Consider the following 21,564-nt stretch of genomic DNA (forward strand, 5'->3'; position numbering starts at 1 on the left):
CGCCCGCATGGGGAAGACACCGACAGGAACTTAGGGTGACCTTACCTGTCATTCGGGGCGGGGAAGGGGCCGGGTCTGTTCACCGGGCCCGGAGCCCGGGTGGCAGGATTCGAGGCATGTCAGACCAGCTCCGCGGCCCCGACGCCGACTCCGCCGCCCCCTACGACGCCCTCCTGCTGCTGTCCTTCGGCGGCCCCGAGGGACCCGACGACGTCGTGCCCTTCCTGGAGAACGTCACGCGCGGCCGCGGGATCCCGCGGGAGCGGCTCAAGGAGGTCGGGCAGCACTACTTCGGCTTCGGCGGGGTCAGCCCGATCAACGAGCAGAACCGGGAACTGCTGGCGGCGCTGCGCAAGGACTTCGCGGAGCACGGGCTGGACCTGCCCGTGTACTGGGGCAACCGGAACTGGGCCCCGTACCTGACCGACACGGTGCGGGAGATGGCCCGGGACGGCCGGCGCCGCATCGCGGTGCTCGCGACCAGCGCGTACGCCTCGTACTCGGGCTGCCGCCAGTACCGGGAGAACCTGGCCGACGCGCTGGCGACGCTGGCCGAGGAGGGCCTGGAGCCGCCGCGCGTGGACAAGCTGCGGCACTACTTCAACCACCCCGGGTTCGTGGAGCCGATGATCGAGGGGGTCCTCGACGCGCTGGCCTCGCTGCCGGAGGGCGTACACGACGGCGCGCACCTCGCGTTCACCACCCACTCGATCCCGACGGCGGCCGCCGACACCTCCGGGCCGGCGCAGGACCACACCGCGAACGGCGAGGGCGGCGCGTACGTCAAGCAGCACCTCGACGTCGCCCGGCTGATCGCGGCCGAGGTGGCCGCCCGGACCGGGCGCGAGCACCCCTGGGAGCTCGTCTACCAGTCCCGCAGCGGCGCTCCGCACATCCCGTGGCTGGAGCCGGACATCTGCGACCACCTGGAATCCCTGCACGGCGCCGGGGCGCCCGCCGTGGTCATGGTCCCCATCGGCTTCGTCTCCGACCACATGGAGGTCCTGTACGACCTCGACACGGAGGCCACGGCGAAGGCGGCGGAGCTGGGGCTGCCGGTCGCCCGGTCGGCGACGGTCGGCGCGAACCCGGTGTTCGCCGGGGCGGTACGGGAACTCGTGCTGGAGCGGGCCGCCGAGGAGCGCGGGGAGCCGGCCGAGGAGTGCTGGGTGGGCATGCTGGGCGCGAGCCACCACGTGTGCCCCGTGGGCTGCTGCCCCTCCCGGGCCCCGCGGCCGGCGGCCGCGGGCGTGGACAGTCCGTACGCGTAGGGAGTGGGACAGATCGTGATCTCCGAGGAACTGAAGGCCGAACTGCTGGCCGTGGGCCTGGAAGCCGCCCGGCGGGCGGGAGAGCTGCTGCGGGACGGGCGGCCGGCGGACCTGTCGGTGGCGGCGACCAAGTCCAGCCCCATCGACGTGGTGACCGAGATGGACATCGCGGCCGAGAAGCTGATCACCCATCTGATCGCGGAGCGGCGCCCCGAGGACGGGCTGCTCGGCGAGGAGGGCGCGGACAGCCCGGGTACGAGCGGCGTGCGGTGGGTCGTGGACCCGCTGGACGGCACCGTGAACTACCTGTACGGGCTGCCGAGCTGGGGCGTTTCCATCGCGGCCGAGTACCGCGGCGAGACGGTGGCCGGGGTGGTGGCGGCCCCGATGCGCGGGGAGACGTACCACGCGGTGCTGGGCGGCGGGGCGTGGCTGGGCGGGGCCCGGCTGGCCTGCCGGGCGGCCGCGCCGCTGGACCAGGCGCTGGTGGGCACGGGCTTCGGGTACCTCCAGGAGCGGCGGGCGCACCAGGCGGAGGTCGTGGCGCAGGTCATCCCGCTGGTACGGGACATCCGGCGGGGCGGGTCGGCGGCGCTCGACCTGTGCGACGTGGCCGCCGGACGCCTGGACGGGTACTACGAGCGCGGGCTGAACCCGTGGGACCTGGCGGCGGGCGAGCTCATCGCCCGGGAGGCCGGGGCGGTGACCGGCGGTCGGCCGGGGCGGCCCGCCTCGGGGGAGCTCGCGCTGGCCGCGACCCCGGCGGTGTTCGCCTCGCTCCAGCCGATGCTGGAGGAACTCGGCGCCTGGCACGACTGATCCGCGCATGGGGGAACCCGGCCTGGCGACCCCGGACATGGGGGAACCCCGGCCGCCCTGTCGGGCGGCCGGGGTTCCGTTCGGTCAGTGGGGTATCAGCAGGCGGACACGGGTACGCCGTGCTCGGCGGCGAGGCGCTTGAGATCCTCCAGCTCCGCCTGCTCCACATCCGCGAGGTAGTCGTCGCCCGTCTCGCGGGCCTGCCTGAGGTCCGACTGCGTGTTCCTGATGCGCTGCAGGAGACCCGCGGTGAATGCGTCCATGGGTGCGCCCCCTCTGCGTGGGTCGCGGCGGGCCAGCGCGTGGCTGTCCGCCGTCAGGGAGTGGTTGGGGTGTGCAGACGTCCTCCCCGGCACCCTGGGCGCAGAAACCTCGTGAGGCCAGGGAATCCTCACTTCCGCGCCGTGCAAGTGGACGGAGCGGCGTCTTACAGCCGGTTTACGGCCGAAACCGGCAGGATGGACGCGCAATACACGTGTGCCCTCCAGGGCTCGAAGGAAGGAAACGACGTGCGCGTACTCGTCGTCGAGGACGAGCAGCTGCTCGCCGATGCGGTGGCCACCGGACTGCGCCGGGAGGCCATGGCCGTGGACGTCGTGTACGACGGCGCCGCCGCTTTGGAGCGCGTCGGGGTGAACGACTACGACGTGGTCGTGCTCGACCGGGACCTCCCGCTCGTGCACGGTGACGACGTCTGCCGGAAGATCGTCGAGCTCGGCATGCCCACCCGCGTGCTGATGCTCACCGCCTCCGGCGATGTGAGCGACCGGGTCGAGGGGCTGGAGCTCGGCGCCGACGACTACCTGCCCAAGCCCTTCGCCTTCACCGAGCTGACCGCACGCGTGCGCGCCCTGGGGCGGCGTACGACGGTGGCGCTGCCGCCCGTACTGGAGAGGGCCGGCATCAAGCTGGACCCGAACCGGCGCGAGGTGTTCCGGGAGGGCAAGGAGGTGCAGCTGGCGCCGAAGGAGTTCGCGGTGCTGGAGGTGCTCATGCGCAGCGAGGGGACCGTGGTCTCCGCCGAGCAGCTGCTGGAGAAGGCCTGGGACGAGAACACCGACCCGTTCACCAACGTGGTGCGCGTGACGGTGATGACCCTGCGCCGCAAGCTCGGTGAGCCGCCCGTCATCGTGACGGTGCCCGGTTCGGGATACCGGATCTGAAGGCCATGGCCGCCACTCCGGCGCCACCGGCGGCGCCACCGAAACCGACCTGGGACCCCGGCCAGCCCGAGGGTCCTTTCCCTTGGCTGCGGCCGACCATCCGCATACGCCTCACGCTGCTGTACGGCGGGATGTTCCTGATCGCCGGCATCCTGCTGCTGTCGATCATCTACCTGCTGGCCGCGCAGGCCCTGCGCGAGGGCAACGCCCTGCCGTTCAAGATCGTCAGCGTCAGCGGGCAGAAGGTCGAGGTCTCCAGCCCGACCTGCTCCGGCGTGGGCACCGACCAGTCGCTCGACCAGTTCAACGCGGCCATACAGGCGTGCATCCTCGACCAGCGCAAGCACGCGTTGGACGACCTGCTCAGCCGGTCGCTGATGGCCCTGCTGGGCCTCAGCATCATCGCCTTCGCCTTCGGCTACGCGATGGCCGGCCGGGTGCTCTCGCCGCTCGGCAAGATCACCCGTACCGCCCGCCGGGTGGTCGGCTCCGATCTGACGCGGCGCATCGAGCTCGACGGCCCCGACGACGAGCTCAAGGAGCTCGCCGACACCTTCGACGAGATGCTCGACCGGCTGGAGCGGGCCTTCACGGCCCAGCAGAGATTCGTGGCCAACGCCTCGCACGAGCTGCGGACGCCGCTCGCGATCAACCGCACGCTGCTGGAGGTGCACCTCTCCGATCCCGGGGCTCCGGTGGAGCTCCAGCAGCTGGGCAAGACGCTGCTGGCCACCAACGAGCGCAGCGAGCAGCTCGTCGAGGGCCTGCTGCTGCTGGCGCGCAGCGACAACCAGATCGTCGAGCGCAAACCCGTGGACCTGGCGGAGGTCGCCTCGCGCGCCCTGGACCAGGCGCGCGGGGAGGCCGAGGCGAAGGGCGTGGAGATCCGCGGCGAGCGCGCCCCGGCCGTCGTGCAGGGCAACGGCGTGCTGCTGGAGCGGATCGCGCTCAACCTGGTGCAGAACGCCGTCCGGTACAACGTGCCGGAGGGCGGCTGGGTGGAGGTCACCACCGAGGTCCAGCACGGCCACGCGGTGCTGCTGGTGTCGAACACGGGTCCCGTGGTTCCCGCGTACGAGGTGGACAACCTGTTCGAGCCCTTCAGGCGGCTGCGTACGGAGCGAACGGGCAGCGACAAGGGTGTGGGGCTCGGCCTGTCGATCGCGCGCTCCGTGGCGCGCGCACACGGCGGCCGCATCCAGGCGACGCCCCGGGAGGGCGGTGGCCTCGTGATGCGTGTCACGTTGCCGCTCTGACCGGGCCGCCGGACTGTTCGCTGTTGGCTGAACGGTCCGATCGGCGAGACAGTGGTATCTGTGTGATCGATCACATGGCCGAGTGTTGGGTCATGTGCGTTCTGTGACCCCAGGAAGGCCGGAAAGCCCGGGAAGTCCGGGTTTCCGGCCCCCTGGATGGCGGGAAATACACGGGGTGGCGTTTGTGCAGGACGGCCCCCGGACCGTGTACGGTCCCGGTCGTCATCCCAGCCAATTGCACCTTCGGGTGTGCGGCTGGGTGTCGATTGAGTAACAGACCTTGATGTGAGGCAAAATCTCCGCCTCAGGTCGGGCACAAGTCCGGCCTCTCGCGCGTTACGTGCGCTGAGACACCGCTAAATCCCAGAGGGGGAGAGCGAACAATGGCAACGGACTACGACACCCCACGCAAGACCGACGACGACGTCGACAACGACAGCATTGAAGAGCTGAAGGCCCGGCGTAACGAGAAGTCGTCCTCAGTCGTCGACGTCGACGACTTCGACTCGGCGGAAGGAATGGAACTTCCGGGAGCGGACCTCTCCAACGAGGAGCTGGCCGTCCGGGTCCTGCCCAAGCAGGCCGATGAGTTCACCTGCATGAGCTGCTTCCTGGTGCACCACCGCAGCCAGCTGGCACGCGAGAAGAACGGTCAGCCGATCTGTCGCGACTGCGACTGAGAGGCCAGGGCCGTGACAGGCTCGACGCCCTTCCGGAAGATGCGCTTCCGGAAAACTGGTGATCCGGCGGAGACGCAGGCGGGAGCCACGGGCCCGGCAACGGGCCCTGGAGCCCCCGGCGTACCCGCCGTGCCCTCCGGCACCACAGCGGCGGTGCCGTCGGCCACAGCGGCCGGCGAGGGGTCCCGCATCACGACCGGGACCCGTCGGATGCAAGCCGTGCGGAACGGCGTGCGCAAGGGCGGCGTAGGTGTCAGGGCAGCCGCCCTGTACGTCGCCGACCGGATCATCGAGATCGCCCCGCGCGTTCCCGTTCGGGACCTCGCGACGCTGCGCGCGCAGTTCCCGGGCCTCGGTCCCGATCAGCTTGCCGACAAGCTGATCGTCGGCGCCGCCAACGCCACCTCGACCGTGGGCGCGGGGATCGGCGCGGCGGCCATGCTGCCGGTGCCGCCCGCGATGCCGGCGGAACTGGCGGCCGAGATCACCGCGGTCGCGGCGATCGAGCTCAAGCTCATCGCCGAACTCCACGAGGTGTACGGCCGGCGCCCGTCCGGCGACCTCAAGGCCCGCAGCCTCGCCTACCTCACCGCGTGGACGGAGGAGCGCGGGGTCGACCTGACCAAGCCGACGACGCTGAACGCGGCGCTCGGCGGTCAGATGAAGCGCGAACTGCGCCAGCAGATCATGAAGCGGATGTTCCGCAACCTGCCCAACCTGATGCCGTTCATGGTGGGCGCGGCCGTCGGCGCCGTCATGAACCGCCGCGACACCCGCAAGCTCGCCGAGAAGGTCCGTACCGACCTCCGCGCCCGCGCCGTGGCATGGGATGCCCTGCACCGGTTGCCGCCCCTGGAACAGCCCGTCCAGCCCCTTCCCGGGGCACTCAGGGCGGCACTCGAAGGGCCCGGGCCGGGCGCGCGCGGCTGAAGCGGCCGAAAAGGGCCGAAGAGGCGCTCCCGGGGCACTCCCTCACGGGGCACTCGCTCCCGGCGTATTCCGCCGGGTCCCGGACGAGGTCAGACGCCCTGGCCGGCCTTCGCCGCCGTCAGCGCCGCCACCAGGGCCTGCGGCTCCCGGGTCGAGAGGTACACGTACGGGGTCGGGTCCGCCGGGTCGGTGACCTCGACGCGGACCGCCGTCGCAACGTAGCTGCGCAGCAGCATGTAGGCACGCGGGTCGGCCTTGTACGTCCGCCAGGCGCGGGCCTCCTCCGCGTCCAGGACCTCCGGTTCGCCCAGCGCCGTCGCCGGGATCCGGGCGTCGCCCGCCGCCAGCACGCCGTTCACCACGCGCACGCGCGCGGAGCCGTACGAGCTCACCACGATCCCCGCCAGCGCGGTGCCGCCGATCAGGCCGACGAGCAGCGGGAGCCCGCCCAGCGGCAGCAGCATCAGCGCGCAGGCCAGGCCGGTGAGTACGGCGATGCCCCACCAGGAGCGGGGGGCGGTGAGACGTTCGTCGTGGTGCGCGGGGGAGAGCTGCATGGCGTCAAGCCTGCCACGGGGCGACCGGCGGGTAGCCGCGCGGGTAAGGTCTGCGGCTGTGAGTGGACGAAACACAGCGTTGACGCCCCCGGCGGACGCCACCGCGCCGGTACGGCACCCCGATGCCCCGGCCCCCGGTGAACTGCTCGGCGCGCACTACGAGCACTGCTTCGGCTGCGGCGCCGGCCAGCCGCACGGGCTGCACCTGGAGTCGCGGGCGGGCGAGGGCGTGCGCGTCAGCGCCGAGTTCACCGTCAAGCCCGCCCACCAGGGCGCCCCGGGCCTGGCCCACGGCGGCGTCCTGGCCACCGCGCTCGACGAGACGCTGGGCTCGCTGAACTGGCTGCTGCGCGTCATCGCGGTGACGGGTCGGCTGGAGACCGACTTCCTGCGGCCCGTCCCCGTGGACACCGTGCTGTACCTGGAGGCCGAGGTCACCGCCGTGGCCGGCCGGAAGATCTACTGCACGGCCGAGGGCCGGATCGGCGGCCCCGACGGCGTGCTCGCGATACGCGCGGACGCCCTCTTCATCGAAGTGAAGGTCGACCACTTCATCGACAACGGTCGGCCCGAGGAGATCCAGGCGGCCATGGCCGACCCGGACCAGGTCAAGCGCGCACGCGCCTTTGAGGTGAACCCCTGATGTCCCTGAGCAACCACGCCCCCGTCGACGTGCTGATCCGCCGCGTCGACCCGGAGGTCCCGATTCCGGCGTACGGCCACCCCGGCGACGCCGGCTGCGACCTGGTGACCACCGAGGCCGCCGAGCTGGAGCCCGGCGAGCGCGCCGTCCTGCCCACCGGCGTCTCGATCGCGCTGCCCGACGGGTACGCGGCCTTCGTGCACCCCCGCTCGGGCCTGGCCGCCCGCTGCGGGCTCGCGCTCGTGAATGCCCCGGGGACGGTGGATGCCGGGTACCGTGGGGAGATCAAGGTGATCGTGGTCAATCTCGACCCGCGCGAGAGCGTCAGGTTCGAGCGTTTCGACCGCATTGCCCAGCTGGTTGTCCAGCGGGTCGAGAAGGTGCGCTTCCACGAGGTGGCGGAACTTCCCGGCTCGGCCCGGGCCGAGGGGGGTTTCGGCTCCACCGGCGGTCATGCGGCCGTGGCCGGATCCGGCGCTGGTCAGCAGGGTGGGAATGGCTACGCTTCGGTCGTAACCGACCGGGAAGGACAGTGACGTGTTCGGACGTCGCAAGAAGAACGACTCCGTCAAGGACGGCGGCGCGGCCGAGCAGGTCGTCGACGGCGCGCACGCCGATGAGCGGGACGGCGCCGAGGACCTCGACGCCTCCGCCGCGCCGCGCAGGGTGAACCTGCCGCCGGCCCCGCGGCCGGACGGCCCCTGGGACGTCTCCGAGGTGCTTGGCAACCCCGAGGACGGCCGGGTGGACCTGGGCGGCATTCTCGTACCCGGTGTCGAGGGCATGGAGCTGCGTGTCGAGGTCGCGGGTGACGCGATCGTGGCCGCGACCGTGGTCCTCGGCGACAGCGCCGTGCAGCTGCAGGCCTTCGCGGCGCCCAAGAAGGAAGGCATCTGGGGCGAGGTCCGCGAGGAGATCGCCTCCGGCATCACCCAGCAGGGCGGCATCATCGACGAGGTCGAGGGCCCGCTGGGCTGGGAGCTGCGCGCGCAGGTGCCCGTGCCGCTGCCGGACGGGCAGACCGGCGCCCAGCTGGTGCGCTTCGTCGGCGTGGACGGCCCGCGCTGGTTCCTGCGCGGTGTCATCTCCGGCCAGGGCGCGGTGCGCCCCGAGTCGGCCGGTGTGCTGGAGCAGATCTTCCGGGACACCGTCGTCGTACGCGGCGAAGGCCCGATGGCCCCGCGCGACCCGATCGTCCTGAAGCTGCCGAACGACGCCCAGATGGTGCCGGACGGCGTGCAGACGACCGAGGAGCCCGAGGGTTCCCGCTTCGGCGGCGGCATGGGCCAGCTGGAGCGCGGCCCGGAGATCACCGAGGTCCGCTGACCCCGCCCGCGGGGCCTGCGCCGTACGCCCGCGTACACGCGTTTTCGGCCGGTGCGCCGTACTCCTTCGGGGGGACGACCCACCGGCCTTCGCGCGTCCGGGGCCCGGCCGCGTCAAAGCTGCGTCAGGGATGCCCGTAAAGCCGCTCACAGGTGCGTGAACGGGGCAAACGTCCCCGAGAATGAGCGCATGGGACGCGGCAAGCTTCGGATATACCTCGGCGCGGCCCCCGGAGTGGGCAAGACGTACGCGATGCTCTCCGAGGGCCACCGCCGGGTCGAGCGGGGCGCCGACTGCGTCGTCGGCTTCGTCGAGCACCACGGGCGACCGCGCACCGAGGTGATGCTGCACGGCCTGGAGCAGGTGCCGCGCAAGGCGCTGGCGTACCGGGGCGCCGAGTTCACCGAGATGGACGTGGCCGCGGTACTGGCCCGTCGGCCCGCCATCGCGCTGGTGGACGAGCTCGCGCACACCAACGTGCCGGGCTCGCGCAACGCCAAGCGCTGGCAGGACGTGGAGGAGCTGCTCCGGGCCGGCATCGACGTCGTCACCACCGTGAACATCCAGCACCTGGAGTCCCTCGGGGACGTCGTCGAGTCGATCACCGGGGTGCGCCAGCGCGAGACCGTCCCCGACGAGGTGGTCCGGCGGGCCGACCAGATCGAGCTCGTGGACATGTCCCCGCAGGCCCTGCGGCGGCGGATGGCGCACGGGAACATCTACCGCTCCGACAAGGTCGACGCGGCCCTGTCCAACTACTTCCGCCCCGGCAACCTGACCGCGCTGCGCGAGCTGGCGCTGCTGTGGGTCGCCGACCGGGCCGACGAGTACCTCCAGCAGTACCGGGGCGAGCACGGCATCCGCTCCACCTGGCAGGCCCGCGAGCGCATCGTCGTCGGGCTCACCGGCGGGCCCGAGGGGCGCACGCTCATCCGCCGCGCCTCCAGGATGGCGGCCAAGGGCTCCGGCAGCGAGATCCTGGCCGTCTACATCGCCCGCAGCGACGGGCTCACCGCGGCCTCGCCGAAGGAGCTCGCGGTCCAGCGCACCCTGGTCGAAGATCTTGGCGGAACGTTCCACCACGTCATCGGGGACGACATCCCGGACGCGCTCCTCGAATTCGCCCGCGGGGTCAACGCCACCCAGATCGTCCTCGGCTCCAGCCGCCGCAAGGCCTGGCAGTACGTCTTCGGCCCCGGTGTCGGCGCCAGCGTCGCCCGCGACTCGGGACCCGACCTCGACGTGCACATCGTCACGCACGAGCACGTCGCCAAGGGCCGGGGGCTGCCCGTGGTCCGCACGGCGGCGCGGCTCGGGCGCACGCGGATCATCGCCGGCTGGGTGGTGGGGGTGGCCTTCCCCGTCCTGCTGGCCGTGCTGCTCACGCACGTGGACGCCGACCTCGGCCTCGCCAACGACATGCTGCTGTTCCTGTCGCTGACGGTGGCCGCCGCGCTGCTCGGCGGGCTGTTCCCGGCGCTGGCCTCGGCGGCCGTCGGCTCGCTGCTGCTGAACTACTTCTTCGCGCCGCCCCTGCACCGGTTCACCGTCTCCGACCCCAAGAACATCGTGGCCATCGCGGTCTTCTTCGGGGTGGCCGTCTCCGTGGCGTCGGTGGTGGACCTGGCCGCCCGGCGCACCCACCAGGCCGCGCGGCTGCGCGCCGAGTCGGAGATCCTGTCCTTCCTGGCCGGGAGCGTGCTGCGCGGCGAGCACACGCTGGACGCGCTGCTGGAGCGGGTGCGCGAGACCTTCGCGATGGAGTCCGTGGCCCTGCTGGAGCGCACGAGCGAGGTCGAGCCCTGGAAACCGGCCGGGAGCGTCGGGCCGAGCCCGGTCGCCCGGCCCGAGGACGCCGACGTGGACATGCCGATCGGCGATCACATGGCGCTGGCCCTGTCGGGGCGGGTGCTGCCCGCCGAGGACCGGCGGGTGCTCGGCGCGTTCGCCGCGCAGGCCGCCGTGGTGCTGGACCGCCAGCGGCTGGTCGACCAGGCCGAGGAGGCGCGCCGGCTGGCGGAGGGCAACCGGATCAGGACCGCGCTGCTCGCCGCCGTCAGCCATGACCTGCGGACGCCGCTGGCCTCGATCAAGGCGTCCGTGTCGTCCCTGCGCTCCGATGACGTGGACTGGTCCGAGGAGGACCGGGCCGAGCTGCTTGAAGGGATCGAGGCCGGCGCCGACCGCCTCGACCACCTCGTGGGCAACCTGCTGGACATGTCCCGGCTGCAGACCGGAACCGTGACCCCGCTGATCCGGGAGATCGACCTGGACGAGGTGGTTCCGATGGCGCTGCTCGGCGTACCGGAGGACAGCGTGGTACTGGACGTGCCCGAGACGCTGCCGATGGTGGCGGTGGACCCGGGGCTGCTGGAGCGGACCGTGGCGAACGTGGTGGAGAACGCGGTCAAGTACAGCCCGCTGGGCGAGCCGGTGCTGGTGGCGGCCAGCTTCCTCGGAGACCGCGTCGAGGTGCGGGTCGTGGACCGCGGGCCGGGCGTGCCCGATGAGGCCAAGGACCGGATCTTCGCCCCGTTCCAGCGGCACGGGGACGCGCCGCGCGGGGCCGGGGTGGGGCTCGGGCTGGCGGTGGCCCGCGGCTTCGCGGAGGCCATGGACGGCACCCTGGCCGCCGAGGACACTCCGGGGGGCGGGCTCACCATGGTCCTCACGCTGCGTGCGGTGACACCCGACCGTCCACCGTCACATGTCACGGTGGACGGCGAAGGCCGCTCTGACCTCGAAGATCTCGACCCGATACGACAGAAGGCAGGCCCTCAATGACCCGAGTGCTCGTGGTGGACGACGAGCCGCAGATCGTCCGAGCCCTCGTGATCAACCTGAAGGCGCGCAAGTACGAGGTCGACGCCGCCGCGGACGGGGCCCAGGCCCTGGAGCTCGCGGCCGCCCGCCACCCCGACGTGGTCGTCCTCGACCTCGGCCTGCCCGACATGGACGGCGTCGAGGTGATCAAGGGCCTGCGCGGCTGGACCCGGGTGCCGATCCTGGTCCTGTCCGCCCGCCACAGCTCCGACGAGAAGGTCGAGGCCCTCGACGCGGGCGCCGACGACTACGTCACCAAGCCCTTCGGCATGGACGAGCTGCTGGCCCGGCTGCGCGCCGCCGTCCGCCGGGCCGAGCCGGGCGCGGGCTCCGGCGAGGACGAGGTGATCGTCGAGACCGAGGACTTCACCGTGGACCTCGCCGCGAAGAAGGCCGTGCGCGAGGGACGCGACGTACGTCTCACCCCCACCGAATGGCACCTGCTGGAGGTGCTCGTCCGCAACGGCGGCAAGCTCGTCAGCCAGAAGCAGCTCCTCCAGGAGGTCTGGGGGCCCTCGTACGGCACCGAGACCAACTACCTGCGGGTCTACATGGCCCAGCTGCGCCGCAAACTCGAAGCGGACCCCTCGCACCCGCGGCACTTCATCACGGAACCGGGCATGGGATACCGCTTCGAGAGGTAGTGGAGGCGCCGGTACGCTTCGTCTATGAGTGCTGAACCGCGTCCCGAGAAGCCCGCGAAGCCGGTCAGGCCGGCGGGCCGGTTCCGCCGGATGATTGAGCGGCTGTCCACCTCCCAGGAGGAGCTGCATTCGGCGGAGCTGCAGGAGGACGCAGAAGCCGCGGGGTGCACGCGGATCTGCGACTGCCACGACCGCCAGATAGTCAAGGTGACGGGAACACTGCGTACCGTCACCCTGCGGCCGCGGGCAGGCGTACCGGCCCTCGAGGCGGAGCTCTTCGACGGCTCCGCCGCGCTGGACGTGGTCTGGCTCGGACGTCGCTCGATCGTGGGAATCGAACCCGGGCGGCGCATGATCGCCTCCGGACGGATCTCGATGAGCCACGGGCGCCGGGTGCTCTTCAACCCGAAGTACGAACTCCGACCGCTCGGACAGGAGCACTAACCGGTGACGTCATTCGACAAACCGATCACCCCGGACCCCGCGGGCGAGCCCTCCGAGGATCAGAAGGCCGTGACCCAGGCGGCGCTCTTCGACGCCTTCGGCGGCATCCGCGGCACCGTGGAGACGATGCTGCCCGGGCTGCTCTTCGTCATGATCTACACGATCAACAAGGACGTGAAGATGTCCGCCATCGCGGCGGGCGCGGTCGCGGTCCTGCTCGTGATCGTGCGGCTGCTGCGCAAGGACACCGTGAAGCACGCCTTCAGCGGCGTCTTCGGCGTGGGCGTGGGCGTGGCCTTCGCCCTCTTCACCGGCACCGCCAAGGGCTTCTACCTGCCGGGCATGATCTACGGAGCCGGCCTGGGCGTGGCGTTCACGCTCTCCGCGCTGGTGGGCTTCCCGCTGCTGGGCGTGGTGCTGGGGCCGGTGTTCAAGGAGAACCTGTCCTGGCGCACCCGCAACCCCGGGCGCAAGAAGGCGTACACCAAGGCCAGCCTGGCCTGGGGCATCATCTTCCTCGCCAAGTACGCGATCCTCTTCCCGCTGTACTGGTGGGGCGACGCGACGCAGCTGGGCTGGGTGCTGATCGCGCTCAAGCTCCCGCCGATGGTGCTCGCGGTGTACTTCACCTGGGTGTTCCTGGCGAAGGCGCCGCCGCCGATCGACGTGATCGCGGAGTGGGAGGCCAAGGAGGCGGCCGAGGAAGCCGCCGAGAAGGCCCGCAGGTCCGCCGCCGGGTAGGCGCGGCACCCGCGTGACGGACACGCACGCGAAGGGGCGGGGCGGCCGATCGGCCGCCCCGCCCCTTCGCGTGTTCCTGCCGGGTCCCGCGCGGTCCTGCCGGGTCCTGCCCGGTTCCGTCAGTGACGGGCCTGGAGGAGGTCCTCCAGCTGTTCCTCGCGGGCCTGGGCAGCCACGAAGAGGAGCTCGTCGCCCGGCTCCAGGGTCTCCTCGCCGTGCGGCGTGAGCACCCGGTTGCCCCGGATGATCGTGACGAGCGAGGTGTCCTCCGGCCAGGCGATCTCGCTGATCTGGGTACCCGCGACCGAGGAGTCGGCCGGCAGGGTCAGCTCGACGAGGTTGGCGTCGCCGTGGCTGAAGCGCAGCAGCCGCACCAGGTCGCCGACGCTGACGGCCTCCTCGACCAGCGCCGACATCAGGCGCGGGGTCGAGACGGCGACGTCGACGCCCCAGGACTCGTTGAAGAGCCACTCGTTCTTGGGGTTGTTGACCCGCGCCACGACGCGGGGCACCCCGTACTCGGTCTTGGCCAGCAGCGAGACGACCAGGTTGACCTTGTCGTCTCCCGTCGCGGCGATGACCACGTTGCAGCGCTGCAGTGCCGCCTCGTCCAGCGAGGTGATCTCGCAGGCGTCGGCCAGCAGCCACTCGGCCTGCGGCACCCGCTCCACCGAGATGGCGGTCGGAGCCTTGTCGACCAGCAGCACCTCGTGGCCGTTCTCCAGCAGCTCGCCCGCGATGGAACGACCCACGGCGCCGGCTCCGGCGATCGCGACCCTCATGCGTGTGCCTCCTCGGGACCCTCGGCGAAGGCCTCTTCGACCTTGGCGATCTCGTCCGTGCGCATCATCACGTGGACGAGGTCGCCCTCCTGCAGCACGGTCTGGGAGGTCGGCAGCATCGCCTCGCCCAGCCGGGTGAGGAACGCCACGCGGACGCCGGTCTCCTCCTGCAGCTTGCTGACCTTGTGCCCGATCCAGGCGGCGGAGGTGTGCACCTCGGCGAGCTGGACACCGCCGCTCGGGTCGCGCCACAGCGGCTCCGCGCCCGAGGGCAGCAGCCGGCGCAGCATCTGGTCTGCGGTCCACCGCACGGTGGCGACGGTGGGGATGCCGAGGCGCTGGTAGACCTCGGCGCGCTTGGGGTCGTAGATGCGGGCCGCGACGTTCTCGACGCCGAACATCTCGCGGGCCACGCGGGCGGCGATGATGTTGGAATTGTCACCACTGCTGACCGCGGCGAAGGCGCCCGCCTCCTCGATCCCGGCCTCCCGCAGGGTGTCCTGATCGAAGCCGACGCCGGTGACGCGGCGGCCGCCGAACCCGGCGCCCAGCCGACGGAATGACGTGGGGTCCTGGTCGACGACAGCGACCGTATGCCCCTGCTGTTCCAGGGTCTGCGCGAGGGCGGAGCCCACCCTTCCGCAGCCCATGATGACGATGTGCACGGCCGTCCTTCCGGCTGCCAGCGGCGCGCTGGTTCCCAGCCTCATTGCATGCTCTGGCTTAACAGGGTCTCAGACCATGGCCCAAGCTACACACGGGCGGTCACCAATGTGGCCTCTTGCGGCGCAGTCGGGGCCTCATTGCCCTTGATATGGGGTGGGGGGTTCGTCAGGCCGATTTCGAACGCTTACGATCCTTGGCGTGTCCAAACTGACCGACGTGCCCAAACGGATCCTGATCGGCCGGGCGCTACGCAGCGACCGCCTCGGAGAAACACTCCTCCCCAAGCGGATCGCCCTTCCTGTCTTCGCGTCCGACCCGCTCTCCTCGGTGGCATACGCCCCCGGCGAGGTTCTGCTGGTCCTGTCGATCGCGGGCGTGTCGGCGTACCACTTCAGCCCCTGGATCGCGCTCGCGGTCGTCGTGCTGATGTTCACCGTGGTCGCCTCGTACCGCCAGAACGTCCACGCCTACCCGAGCGGCGGCGGTGACTACGAGGTCGCCAACACCAACCTCGGGCCCAAGGCCGGACTCACCGTCGCGAGCGCCCTGCTCGTCGACTACGTCCTCACGGTCGCGGTCTCGATCTCCTCCGGAGTCGAGAATCTCGGTTCCGCCGTGGATTTCGTCATCGAGCACAAGGTGCTCTCCGCGACGGTCATGATTCTGCTGCTCACGCTGATGAATCTGCGCGGTGTGAAGGAATCCGGGAAGCTCTTCGCCATCCCGACCTATGTGTTCGTCGGCGCCGTTTTCGTGATGATCGCCTGGGGTGCCTGGCGCGGCCTGGTCCTGGACGACACGATGAAGGCCCCCACGGCCGATCTTGAAATCAAGCCCGAGCACCAGGGGCTGGCCGGCTTCGCGCTGGTGTTCCTGCTGCTGAGAGCCTTCTCGTCCGGCTGTGCCGCCCTGACCGGCGTCGAGGCCATCAGCAACGGCGTCCCCGCCTTCCGCAAGCCCAAGAGCAAGAACGCGGCCACCACCCTCGCCCTCATGGGCGCCCTGGCGGTCACCATGTTCTGCGGGATCATCGGCCTGGCCATGGCCACCGACGTCAAGATGGCCGAGACGCCCTCGACGAACCTGCTGGAGAACGGCACCCCCGTCGGTCCCGACTTCGTCCAGCACCCGGTGATCTCCCAGGTCGCCGAGGCCGTCTTCGGCAACGGCAGCTTCCTGTTCATCGTGCTGGCGACCGCCACCGCGCTGGTCCTGTTCCTGGCCGCGAACACCGCGTACAACGGCTTCCCGCTGCTCGGCTCGATCCTCGCCCAGGACCGCTACCTGCCGCGCCAGCTGCACACCCGCGGCGACCGCCTCGCGTTCTCGAACGGCATCGTGCTGCTCGCGGGCGCCGCGATCCTGCTGGTCTGGGTCTACGACGCCGACTCGACCAAGCTGATCCAGCTCTACATCGTGGGCGTGTTCGTCTCCTTCACGCTGAGCCAGATCGGCATGGTCCGGCACTGGAACCGCCACCTGCGCTCCGAGCAGGACCCGGCCGCGCGCAGCCGGATGAAGCGCTCCCGCGCGATCAACACCTTCGGCGCCTTCTTCACCGGCCTGGTGCTGGTCGTCGTACTGGCCACCAAGTTCACCCACGGCGCGTGGGTCGCGCTGCTCGGCATGGTGATCTTCTACGGCACGATGTCCGCGATCCGGAAGCACTACGACCGGGTGGCCGACGAGATCGCCGCCGCCGAGGGCCCCAGCGACGACAGCGTGCGGCCCTCCCGGGTCCACTCGATCGTCCTGGTGTCGAAGGTCCACAAGCCCACCCTGCGGGCCCTGGCCTTCGCCAAGCTGACGCGCTCGGACACCCTGGAAGCGCTGAGCATCAGCGTGGACGTCGCCGAGACCAAGGCGCTGCGCGAGGAGTGGGAGCGGCGCGGGATCAACGTCCCGCTGAAGATCCTCGACTCCCCGTACCGGGAGATCACCCGGCCCGTGGTGGAGTACGTGAAGGGGCTGCGCAGCGAGAACCCGCGCGACGCCGTCAGCGTGTACATCCCCGAGTACGTCGTCGGCCGCTGGTACGAGCACCTGCTGCACAACCAGAGCGCGCTGCGGCTCAAGGGTCGGCTGCTCTTCACGCCCGGTGTGATGGTCACCTCGGTGCCCTACCAGCTGGAGTCCTCGGAGCTCGCGAAGCGGCGGGCGAAGAAGCGGGCGGAGTGGAACGCGCCGGGCGCGGTGCGCCGCGGGCCGGTGGACACCCCGCGGCCGCGGGACCCGGCCGGGAAGTAGCCCCGCGTCAGGTTGGTGAACGGCCGGACGAGATCCACGTAAACTGGTGGGTCGGTCGTCCGGCCGTTCCGCATTTTTGATCTTTCTTAGCCTTGGAGCCTCCCCGCCATGACGGAGCAGAACGAGAAGCAGTCACTGGTCGGGGAGGAGTACGAGGTCGAGGTCGGCCCCGTCGCGCACGGCGGCCACTGCATCGCCCGTACCGCCGAGGGCCGGGTCCTGTTCGTCCGCCACACCCTGCCCGGCGAGAAGGTCGTCGCGAAGGTCACCGAGGGCGACGTCGACTCCCGCTTCCTGCGCGCCGACGCCATCACCGTGCTCGACGCCTCCAAGGACCGCGTCGAGGCCCCGTGCCCGTTCGCCGGCCCCGGCAAGTGCGGTGGCTGCGACTGGCAGCACGCCAAGCCGGGCGCCCAGCGCCGGCTCAAGGGCGAGGTCGTCGCCGAGCAGCTGAAGCGGCTCGCCGGGCTCACCCCGGAGGAGGCCGGCTGGGACGGCACCGTCATGCCGGCCGAGGGCGACAAGCTGCCGGCGGGGCAGGTCCCCCAGTGGCGCACCCGCGTCCAGTACGCGATCGACGAGGACGGCAACGCGGGCCTGCGCAGGCACCGCTCGCACGACGTGGAACTGATCGACCACTGCATGATCGCGGCGCCGGGCGTCAGCGAGCTGGGCATCGAGAAGCAGGACTGGCCCCAGATGGCGTCGGTCGAGGCCATCGCCGCCTCCGGCTCGGGCGACCGCCAGGTCGTCCTCACCCCGCGCCCGGGCGGCCGCCTGCCCCTCGTGGAGCTCGACAAGCCGGTCTCGGTCCTGCGGGTCGAGGAGAAGGACGGCGGTGTCCACCGCGTCCACGGCCGCCCCTTCGTCCGCGAGCGCGCCGACGGCCGCACCTACCGCGTCGGCATGGGCGGCTTCTGGCAGGTCCACCCGCAGGCCGCGGACACCCTGATCAAGGCCGTCATGCAGGGCCTGATGCCGCGCAAGGGCGAGATGGCCCTCGACCTCTACTGCGGCGTCGGCATCTTCGCGGGAGCCCTCGCCGAACGCCTGGGCGAGACGGGCGCGGTCCTCGGCATCGAGTCGACGAAGCGCGCGGTGGAGGACGCCCGGCACAACCTGGCGGACTTCCCCCGGGTCCGCATCGAGCAGGGCAAGGTCGAGACGGTCCTGCCGAAGACCGGCATCACGGAGTGCGACCTGGTCGTCCTCGACCCCCCGCGCGCGGGCGCCGGCAAGCAGACGGTCCGCCACATCGCCGGCCTCTCGGCCCGCCGCATCGCCTACGTGGCCTGCGACCCGGCGGCCCTGGCCCGCGACCTGGCCTACTTCGCGGAAACGGGCTACAAGGTCCGCACCCTGCGCGTCTTCGACCTGTTCCCGATGACGCACCACGTGGAGTGCGTCGCGATTCTGGAGCCGGTGCGCGAGGACGGCTGAGTGGGGGCCGTTCGGTCGGGCGTGCCGGGTCATTCCATTCGGAAGGCGAGGAGTCTGGAGTCCTCGCGGGCGTAGACGCGGGTGCCGTCCGGGTCCGGGATGAGGGTGGTGGCCGTCGTGGTGGAGCGCCAGGCGGTGCGGTGGGTGCGCACGTCGATGGCGCGGAGGCCGATCAGGTCCAGCGAGTAGACGTACCGGGTGCCCACCGCCGGGGTGGTGTCGGGGGCGGCGCGGAAGTCCTTCGGGGCCGTCTCCGTCCAGCGTTCGGCGCCGGTGCGGGCGTCGACGGCGACGATGCCGCGGGCGCCCTCGTTGGCGTAGACGACGCCGTCCCGGACGGCCGGGACGCCGTAGCGGCGCTGGCCGTACGGCTTGGGGCCCCGCGCGGGCCGCTCTGCGGGCCCGCGGTCAGCGCTCGACCGGCAGGCCGGTGGGCTCCTTGATGCGCTTCATGATGATCTGCGAGTTCACCTCGGTGACCCCCGACAGGGCCGTGAGCTGCTCGATCCAGAGGCGTTCGTACGCGCGCAGGTCCGCGACGGCGATGCGGAGCAGGCAGCCGGGGCTGCCGAAGAGGCGGTACGCCTCGATGACGTCGGGGATGCCCTGGAGGGCCGCCTCGAACGCCTCCACCGCCTCGCGGTCGCGCCGTACCTCCACGGAGACCAGCACCTCGAAGCCGCGGCCGACCGCCTCCGGGTCGATCACCGCGCGGTAGCCCTGGATCACCCCGTCCTGTTCCAGCTGGCGCACGCGGCGCATGCAGGGGGAGGGGGTCAGGCCGACGCGCGCGGCCAGCTCCTGGTTGCTGAGGCGGCCGTCCTTCTGGAGCTCGCGCAAGATTTCACGGTCGATGGCGTCCATGGCGCAATCATCCCCCCTCGTATGTTGCGGGTGGGGCGAAACTGGCAATCGCGTTGCGCGTAGATTTTCTTATTATTGCCGTTTCGAGCGTACGTGCGCATCAGGGCGCCAAGGCATGAGGGGAAGGGCGGCCATGGGACGGATCGTCGTCATCAGCACCGGTGGGACGATAGCCAGCCGCTGGCAGGGATCCGGCTTCGCGGCCGACGCCGGCGGCAGCGAGGTGATGGCCACCGCGCCGCTGCCCGAGGGCGTCACCGTCGAGGTGGTCGACCTGTTCAGCGTGAACAGCCCCCGGCTGACCACCGCCCACCAGCTCACCCTGCTGCGCACCGTGCACGAGGTGCTGGCCGACCCGGGCGTGGACGGCATCGTCGTCACCCACGGCACCGACACGCTGGAGGAGTCGGCCTTCCTCGTCGACCTCCACCACCACGACCCGCGCACGGTGGTGTTCACCGGGTCCCAGCTGCCGATGGGTACGGCCGACGGCGACGGCCCGGAGAACCTGTACGACGCGCTGCTGACGGCGGCGTCGACGCGGGGGCTCGGGGTGCTGATCACGTTCGCGGGGCGGGTGCATGCGGCGCGGGGCACCGTGAAGACGCAGGCCGTGGCGCTGGACGCGTTCGCCGACCCGTCGAAGGAACTGCTGGGCAAGATCGGCTTCGGGAAGGTCGTCGTGCTGCGGACGCCGCAGCGGCCGGAGCCGCTGGCGTTGCCGGCGATGCCGGAGGTGCCGCCGCGGGTGGACATGGTGATGCACCACGCCGATGGTGACGCGGTGCTGCTGAACGCCGCCGTCGAGGCGGGGGCGCGGGGGATCGTCCTGATCGGGACGGGGGCGGGGAACGCGACCCCGGAGATCGTGGAGGCGGTGCGGGCCGCCGTTGCCCGGGGGGTGCTGGTCGCGCTGACCACGCGGGTCGCCGCCGGGCCGGTGACGGAGATCTACACCCATGGCGGGGCGGTGGACCTGGTCGCGGCCGGGGCCGTGGCGACGGGCACGCTGCGGGCGGGGCAGGCGCGGATCGCGGTCCTGTCCGCGCTCCTCGCCTCCGGCGACCGGGCGGAGCAGTCCCGCATCCTCCGCCGGACGCTCACCCCGGCGGGGCCGGTCCTGATCGACGCCTGACGCCACCGCCGCTGGGTGGACCGGGTGCGGCGCCGTTGCCGGGGGCTCTGCCCCCGGACCCCCGCGCCTCAAACGCCGGCGAGGCTGCGTTTGACCCCCGGCGGGGCTGGATTTGGCGGGGCCGGATTCGGCCCCGCCGCAGGCGTCAGGATTCGGAGAAGGCGGTCAGGAGGCGGTCGGCTGCGAGGGTGGGGGTCAGGGAGCCGGCGCGGACCGCGGATTCCAAGGCCGGGGCCAGGTCCCGGACGGCGGGGTTGGAGCGCAGGCGCTCCAGCAGTTCGTCGCGGACCATCGACCAGGTCCATTCCACCTGCTGCGCCGCCCGCTTCGCCGCCAGCCGGCCCCCCGCGTCCAGCAGTCGTCGGTGCTGCTCCAGGCGGTTCCAGACCTCGTCCAGGCCCGCGGACTCCCGCGCGCTGCACGTCAGGACCGGCGGGGTCCACGCCGCGTCCGCCGGGTGCATCAGGCGCAGGGCGCCCGCCAGTTCACGCGCCGCCGCCTTCGCGTCGCGCTCGTGCGGGCCGTCCGCCTTGTTCACCGCCAGGACGTCGGCCAGCTCCAGCACGCCCTTCTTGATGCCCTGGAGCTGGTCCCCCGTACGGGCCAGGGACAGCAGGAGGAAGGAGTCCACCATGCCGGCCACCGTCGTTTCCGACTGGCCCACGCCGACCGTCTCCACCAGGACCACGTCGTAGCCCGCCGCCTCCATCACGATCATCGACTCGCGCGTGGCCTTCGCGACCCCGCCCAGCGTGCCCGCCGAGGGGGAGGGGCGGACGAATGCCGCCGGGTCCACCGACAGGCGTTCCATCCGGGTCTTGTCACCCAGGATGGAGCCGCCCGTACGCGTGGAGGACGGGTCCACGGCGAGGACCGCCACACGGTGGCCCAGCCCCGTCAGCATCGTTCCGAACGCATCGATGAACGTGGACTTGCCCACCCCGGGCACACCGCTGATCCCGATGCGCCGGGCTCGCCCCGCGTGGGGGAGGAGTTCCGTCAACAGCTGCTGCGCGAGCCCCCGGTGGGCCGGCAGCGTGGACTCGACGAGCGTGATCGCGCGCGCGATGAACGCCCGCTTCCCGTCGAGTACGCCCTTCGCGTACGCCTCGATGTCGATCCTCGGCATCGCG

22 protein-coding genes and 1 pseudogene are annotated in these 21,564 nt (G+C 71.6%); 16 read left to right on the forward strand and 7 right to left on the reverse strand.

Going from position 1 to position 21,564, the window contains the following annotated elements; translation table 11 throughout:
• Positions 1-116 precede the first annotated feature (116 nt).
• Both OG982_RS23320 and OG982_RS23325 read left to right on the forward strand, forming a co-directional pair.
• Entirely contained in the window at positions 117-1,271 is a 1,155-nt protein-coding gene (locus tag OG982_RS23320; protein ID WP_266949209.1) for a ferrochelatase, read from the forward strand.
• An 18-nt stretch (positions 1,272-1,289) separates the two neighbouring features.
• Positions 1,290-2,090, forward strand: coding sequence for an inositol monophosphatase family protein (locus OG982_RS23325; RefSeq protein WP_266949964.1), 801 nt, complete (start codon positions 1,290-1,292; stop codon positions 2,088-2,090).
• 95 nt (positions 2,091-2,185) lie between these two features.
• On the opposite strand, the gene OG982_RS23330 is transcribed toward OG982_RS23325, so the two are convergent.
• Positions 2,186-2,353, reverse strand: a complete 168-nt coding sequence (locus OG982_RS23330) for a hypothetical protein (protein ID WP_266783692.1) — start codon at positions 2,351-2,353, stop codon at positions 2,186-2,188.
• Positions 2,354-2,599: 246 nt separating this feature from the next.
• Here OG982_RS23330 and OG982_RS23335 point away from each other — a divergent pair, with 246 nt between their 5' ends.
• The 4 genes from OG982_RS23335 to OG982_RS23350 all read left to right on the forward strand — a co-directional run bounded on the left by OG982_RS23335 (position 2,600) and on the right by OG982_RS23350 (position 6,119).
• Entirely contained in the window at positions 2,600-3,253 is a 654-nt protein-coding gene (locus tag OG982_RS23335) for a response regulator transcription factor (RefSeq protein ID WP_030008767.1), read from the forward strand.
• Between the two features lie 5 nt (positions 3,254-3,258).
• A complete protein-coding gene (locus tag OG982_RS23340) occupies positions 3,259-4,509 on the forward strand; it encodes a HAMP domain-containing sensor histidine kinase (RefSeq protein ID WP_266783690.1) in 1,251 nt (416 codons plus the stop codon).
• 383 nt (positions 4,510-4,892) lie between these two features.
• Entirely contained in the window at positions 4,893-5,189 is a 297-nt protein-coding gene (locus OG982_RS23345) for a DUF4193 domain-containing protein (protein ID WP_008741351.1), read from the forward strand.
• Positions 5,190-5,201: 12 nt separating this feature from the next.
• Positions 5,202-6,119, forward strand: coding sequence for a hypothetical protein (locus OG982_RS23350; protein WP_266783685.1), 918 nt, complete (start codon positions 5,202-5,204; stop codon positions 6,117-6,119).
• Positions 6,120-6,208: 89 nt separating this feature from the next.
• Here the strand turns inward: OG982_RS23350 and OG982_RS23355 are convergent, their stop codons facing one another.
• Positions 6,209-6,676, reverse strand: coding sequence for a DUF3093 domain-containing protein (locus OG982_RS23355; protein ID WP_266783683.1), 468 nt, complete (start codon positions 6,674-6,676; stop codon positions 6,209-6,211).
• A gap of 58 nt (positions 6,677-6,734) precedes the next feature.
• Here OG982_RS23355 and OG982_RS23360 point away from each other — a divergent pair, with 58 nt between their 5' ends.
• From OG982_RS23360 to OG982_RS23390, 7 genes are all read left to right on the forward strand, one after another.
• Positions 6,735-7,319, forward strand: a complete 585-nt coding sequence (locus tag OG982_RS23360) for a PaaI family thioesterase (RefSeq protein ID WP_266783681.1) — start codon at positions 6,735-6,737, stop codon at positions 7,317-7,319.
• Positions 7,319-7,855 (forward strand): dUTP diphosphatase, encoded by a 537-nt coding sequence (gene dut / locus OG982_RS23365; protein WP_266783679.1) that lies wholly within the window; start codon positions 7,319-7,321, stop codon positions 7,853-7,855. Before OG982_RS23360 ends, dut begins: the two co-directional genes overlap by 1 nt.
• A gap of 1 nt (position 7,856) precedes the next feature.
• The gene (locus tag OG982_RS23370) at positions 7,857-8,645 is read left to right on the forward strand and encodes a DUF3710 domain-containing protein (protein WP_266783677.1); all 789 of its coding nucleotides are present in this window, start codon (positions 7,857-7,859) and stop codon (positions 8,643-8,645) included.
• 189 nt (positions 8,646-8,834) lie between these two features.
• Complete coding sequence (locus tag OG982_RS23375; RefSeq protein WP_266949210.1) at positions 8,835-11,429, forward strand: sensor histidine kinase KdpD; 2,595 nt, start codon at positions 8,835-8,837, stop codon at positions 11,427-11,429.
• Positions 11,426-12,112 carry a response regulator gene (locus tag OG982_RS23380; RefSeq protein ID WP_266783673.1) on the forward strand — a complete coding sequence of 229 codons (687 nt, stop codon included), beginning with the start codon at positions 11,426-11,428 and terminating at the stop codon, positions 12,110-12,112. The genes OG982_RS23375 and OG982_RS23380 overlap by 4 nt, the downstream gene beginning before the upstream one ends.
• 24 nt (positions 12,113-12,136) lie before the next feature.
• Entirely contained in the window at positions 12,137-12,556 is a 420-nt protein-coding gene (locus OG982_RS23385) for an OB-fold nucleic acid binding domain-containing protein (RefSeq protein ID WP_266783670.1), read from the forward strand.
• Positions 12,557-12,559: 3 nt separating this feature from the next.
• Entirely contained in the window at positions 12,560-13,297 is a 738-nt protein-coding gene (locus OG982_RS23390; RefSeq protein ID WP_266783668.1) for a DUF3159 domain-containing protein, read from the forward strand.
• A 119-nt stretch (positions 13,298-13,416) separates the two neighbouring features.
• Here the strand turns inward: OG982_RS23390 and OG982_RS23395 are convergent, their stop codons facing one another.
• Both OG982_RS23395 and OG982_RS23400 read right to left on the reverse strand, forming a co-directional pair.
• Entirely contained in the window at positions 13,417-14,079 is a 663-nt protein-coding gene (locus OG982_RS23395; RefSeq protein WP_266783666.1) for a TrkA family potassium uptake protein, read from the reverse strand.
• Positions 14,076-14,744 carry a TrkA family potassium uptake protein gene (locus tag OG982_RS23400; RefSeq protein ID WP_266783664.1) on the reverse strand — a complete coding sequence of 223 codons (669 nt, stop codon included), beginning with the start codon at positions 14,742-14,744 and terminating at the stop codon, positions 14,076-14,078. The genes OG982_RS23395 and OG982_RS23400 overlap by 4 nt, the downstream gene beginning before the upstream one ends.
• A gap of 199 nt (positions 14,745-14,943) precedes the next feature.
• Between OG982_RS23400 and OG982_RS23405 the strand changes: the two genes are divergently transcribed.
• Positions 14,944-16,992 carry an APC family permease gene (locus OG982_RS23405; RefSeq protein WP_266783662.1) on the forward strand — a complete coding sequence of 683 codons (2,049 nt, stop codon included), beginning with the start codon at positions 14,944-14,946 and terminating at the stop codon, positions 16,990-16,992.
• A 108-nt stretch (positions 16,993-17,100) separates the two neighbouring features.
• Entirely contained in the window at positions 17,101-18,432 is a 1,332-nt protein-coding gene (locus OG982_RS23410; RefSeq protein WP_266783660.1) for a class I SAM-dependent RNA methyltransferase, read from the forward strand.
• A gap of 29 nt (positions 18,433-18,461) precedes the next feature.
• Here OG982_RS23410 and OG982_RS23415 read toward each other — a convergent pair.
• Both OG982_RS23415 and OG982_RS23420 read right to left on the reverse strand, forming a co-directional pair.
• A pseudogene (locus OG982_RS23415) lies at positions 18,462-18,773 on the reverse strand (PQQ-binding-like beta-propeller repeat protein); the annotation flags it as partial.
• A gap of 67 nt (positions 18,774-18,840) precedes the next feature.
• Positions 18,841-19,296 (reverse strand): Lrp/AsnC family transcriptional regulator, encoded by a 456-nt coding sequence (locus OG982_RS23420; RefSeq protein WP_266783658.1) that lies wholly within the window; start codon positions 19,294-19,296, stop codon positions 18,841-18,843.
• A gap of 133 nt (positions 19,297-19,429) precedes the next feature.
• Between OG982_RS23420 and OG982_RS23425 the strand changes: the two genes are divergently transcribed.
• A complete protein-coding gene (locus tag OG982_RS23425; RefSeq protein WP_266783656.1) occupies positions 19,430-20,431 on the forward strand; it encodes an asparaginase in 1,002 nt (333 codons plus the stop codon).
• A 145-nt stretch (positions 20,432-20,576) separates the two neighbouring features.
• On the opposite strand, the gene meaB is transcribed toward OG982_RS23425, so the two are convergent.
• Complete coding sequence (gene meaB, locus OG982_RS23430) at positions 20,577-21,560, reverse strand: methylmalonyl Co-A mutase-associated GTPase MeaB (RefSeq protein ID WP_266783654.1); 984 nt, start codon at positions 21,558-21,560, stop codon at positions 20,577-20,579.
• Positions 21,561-21,564: the final 4 nt, after the last annotated feature.

This window comes from Streptomyces sp. NBC_01551, from assembly GCF_026339935.1.
Lineage (GTDB): Bacteria > Actinomycetota > Actinomycetes > Streptomycetales > Streptomycetaceae > Streptomyces.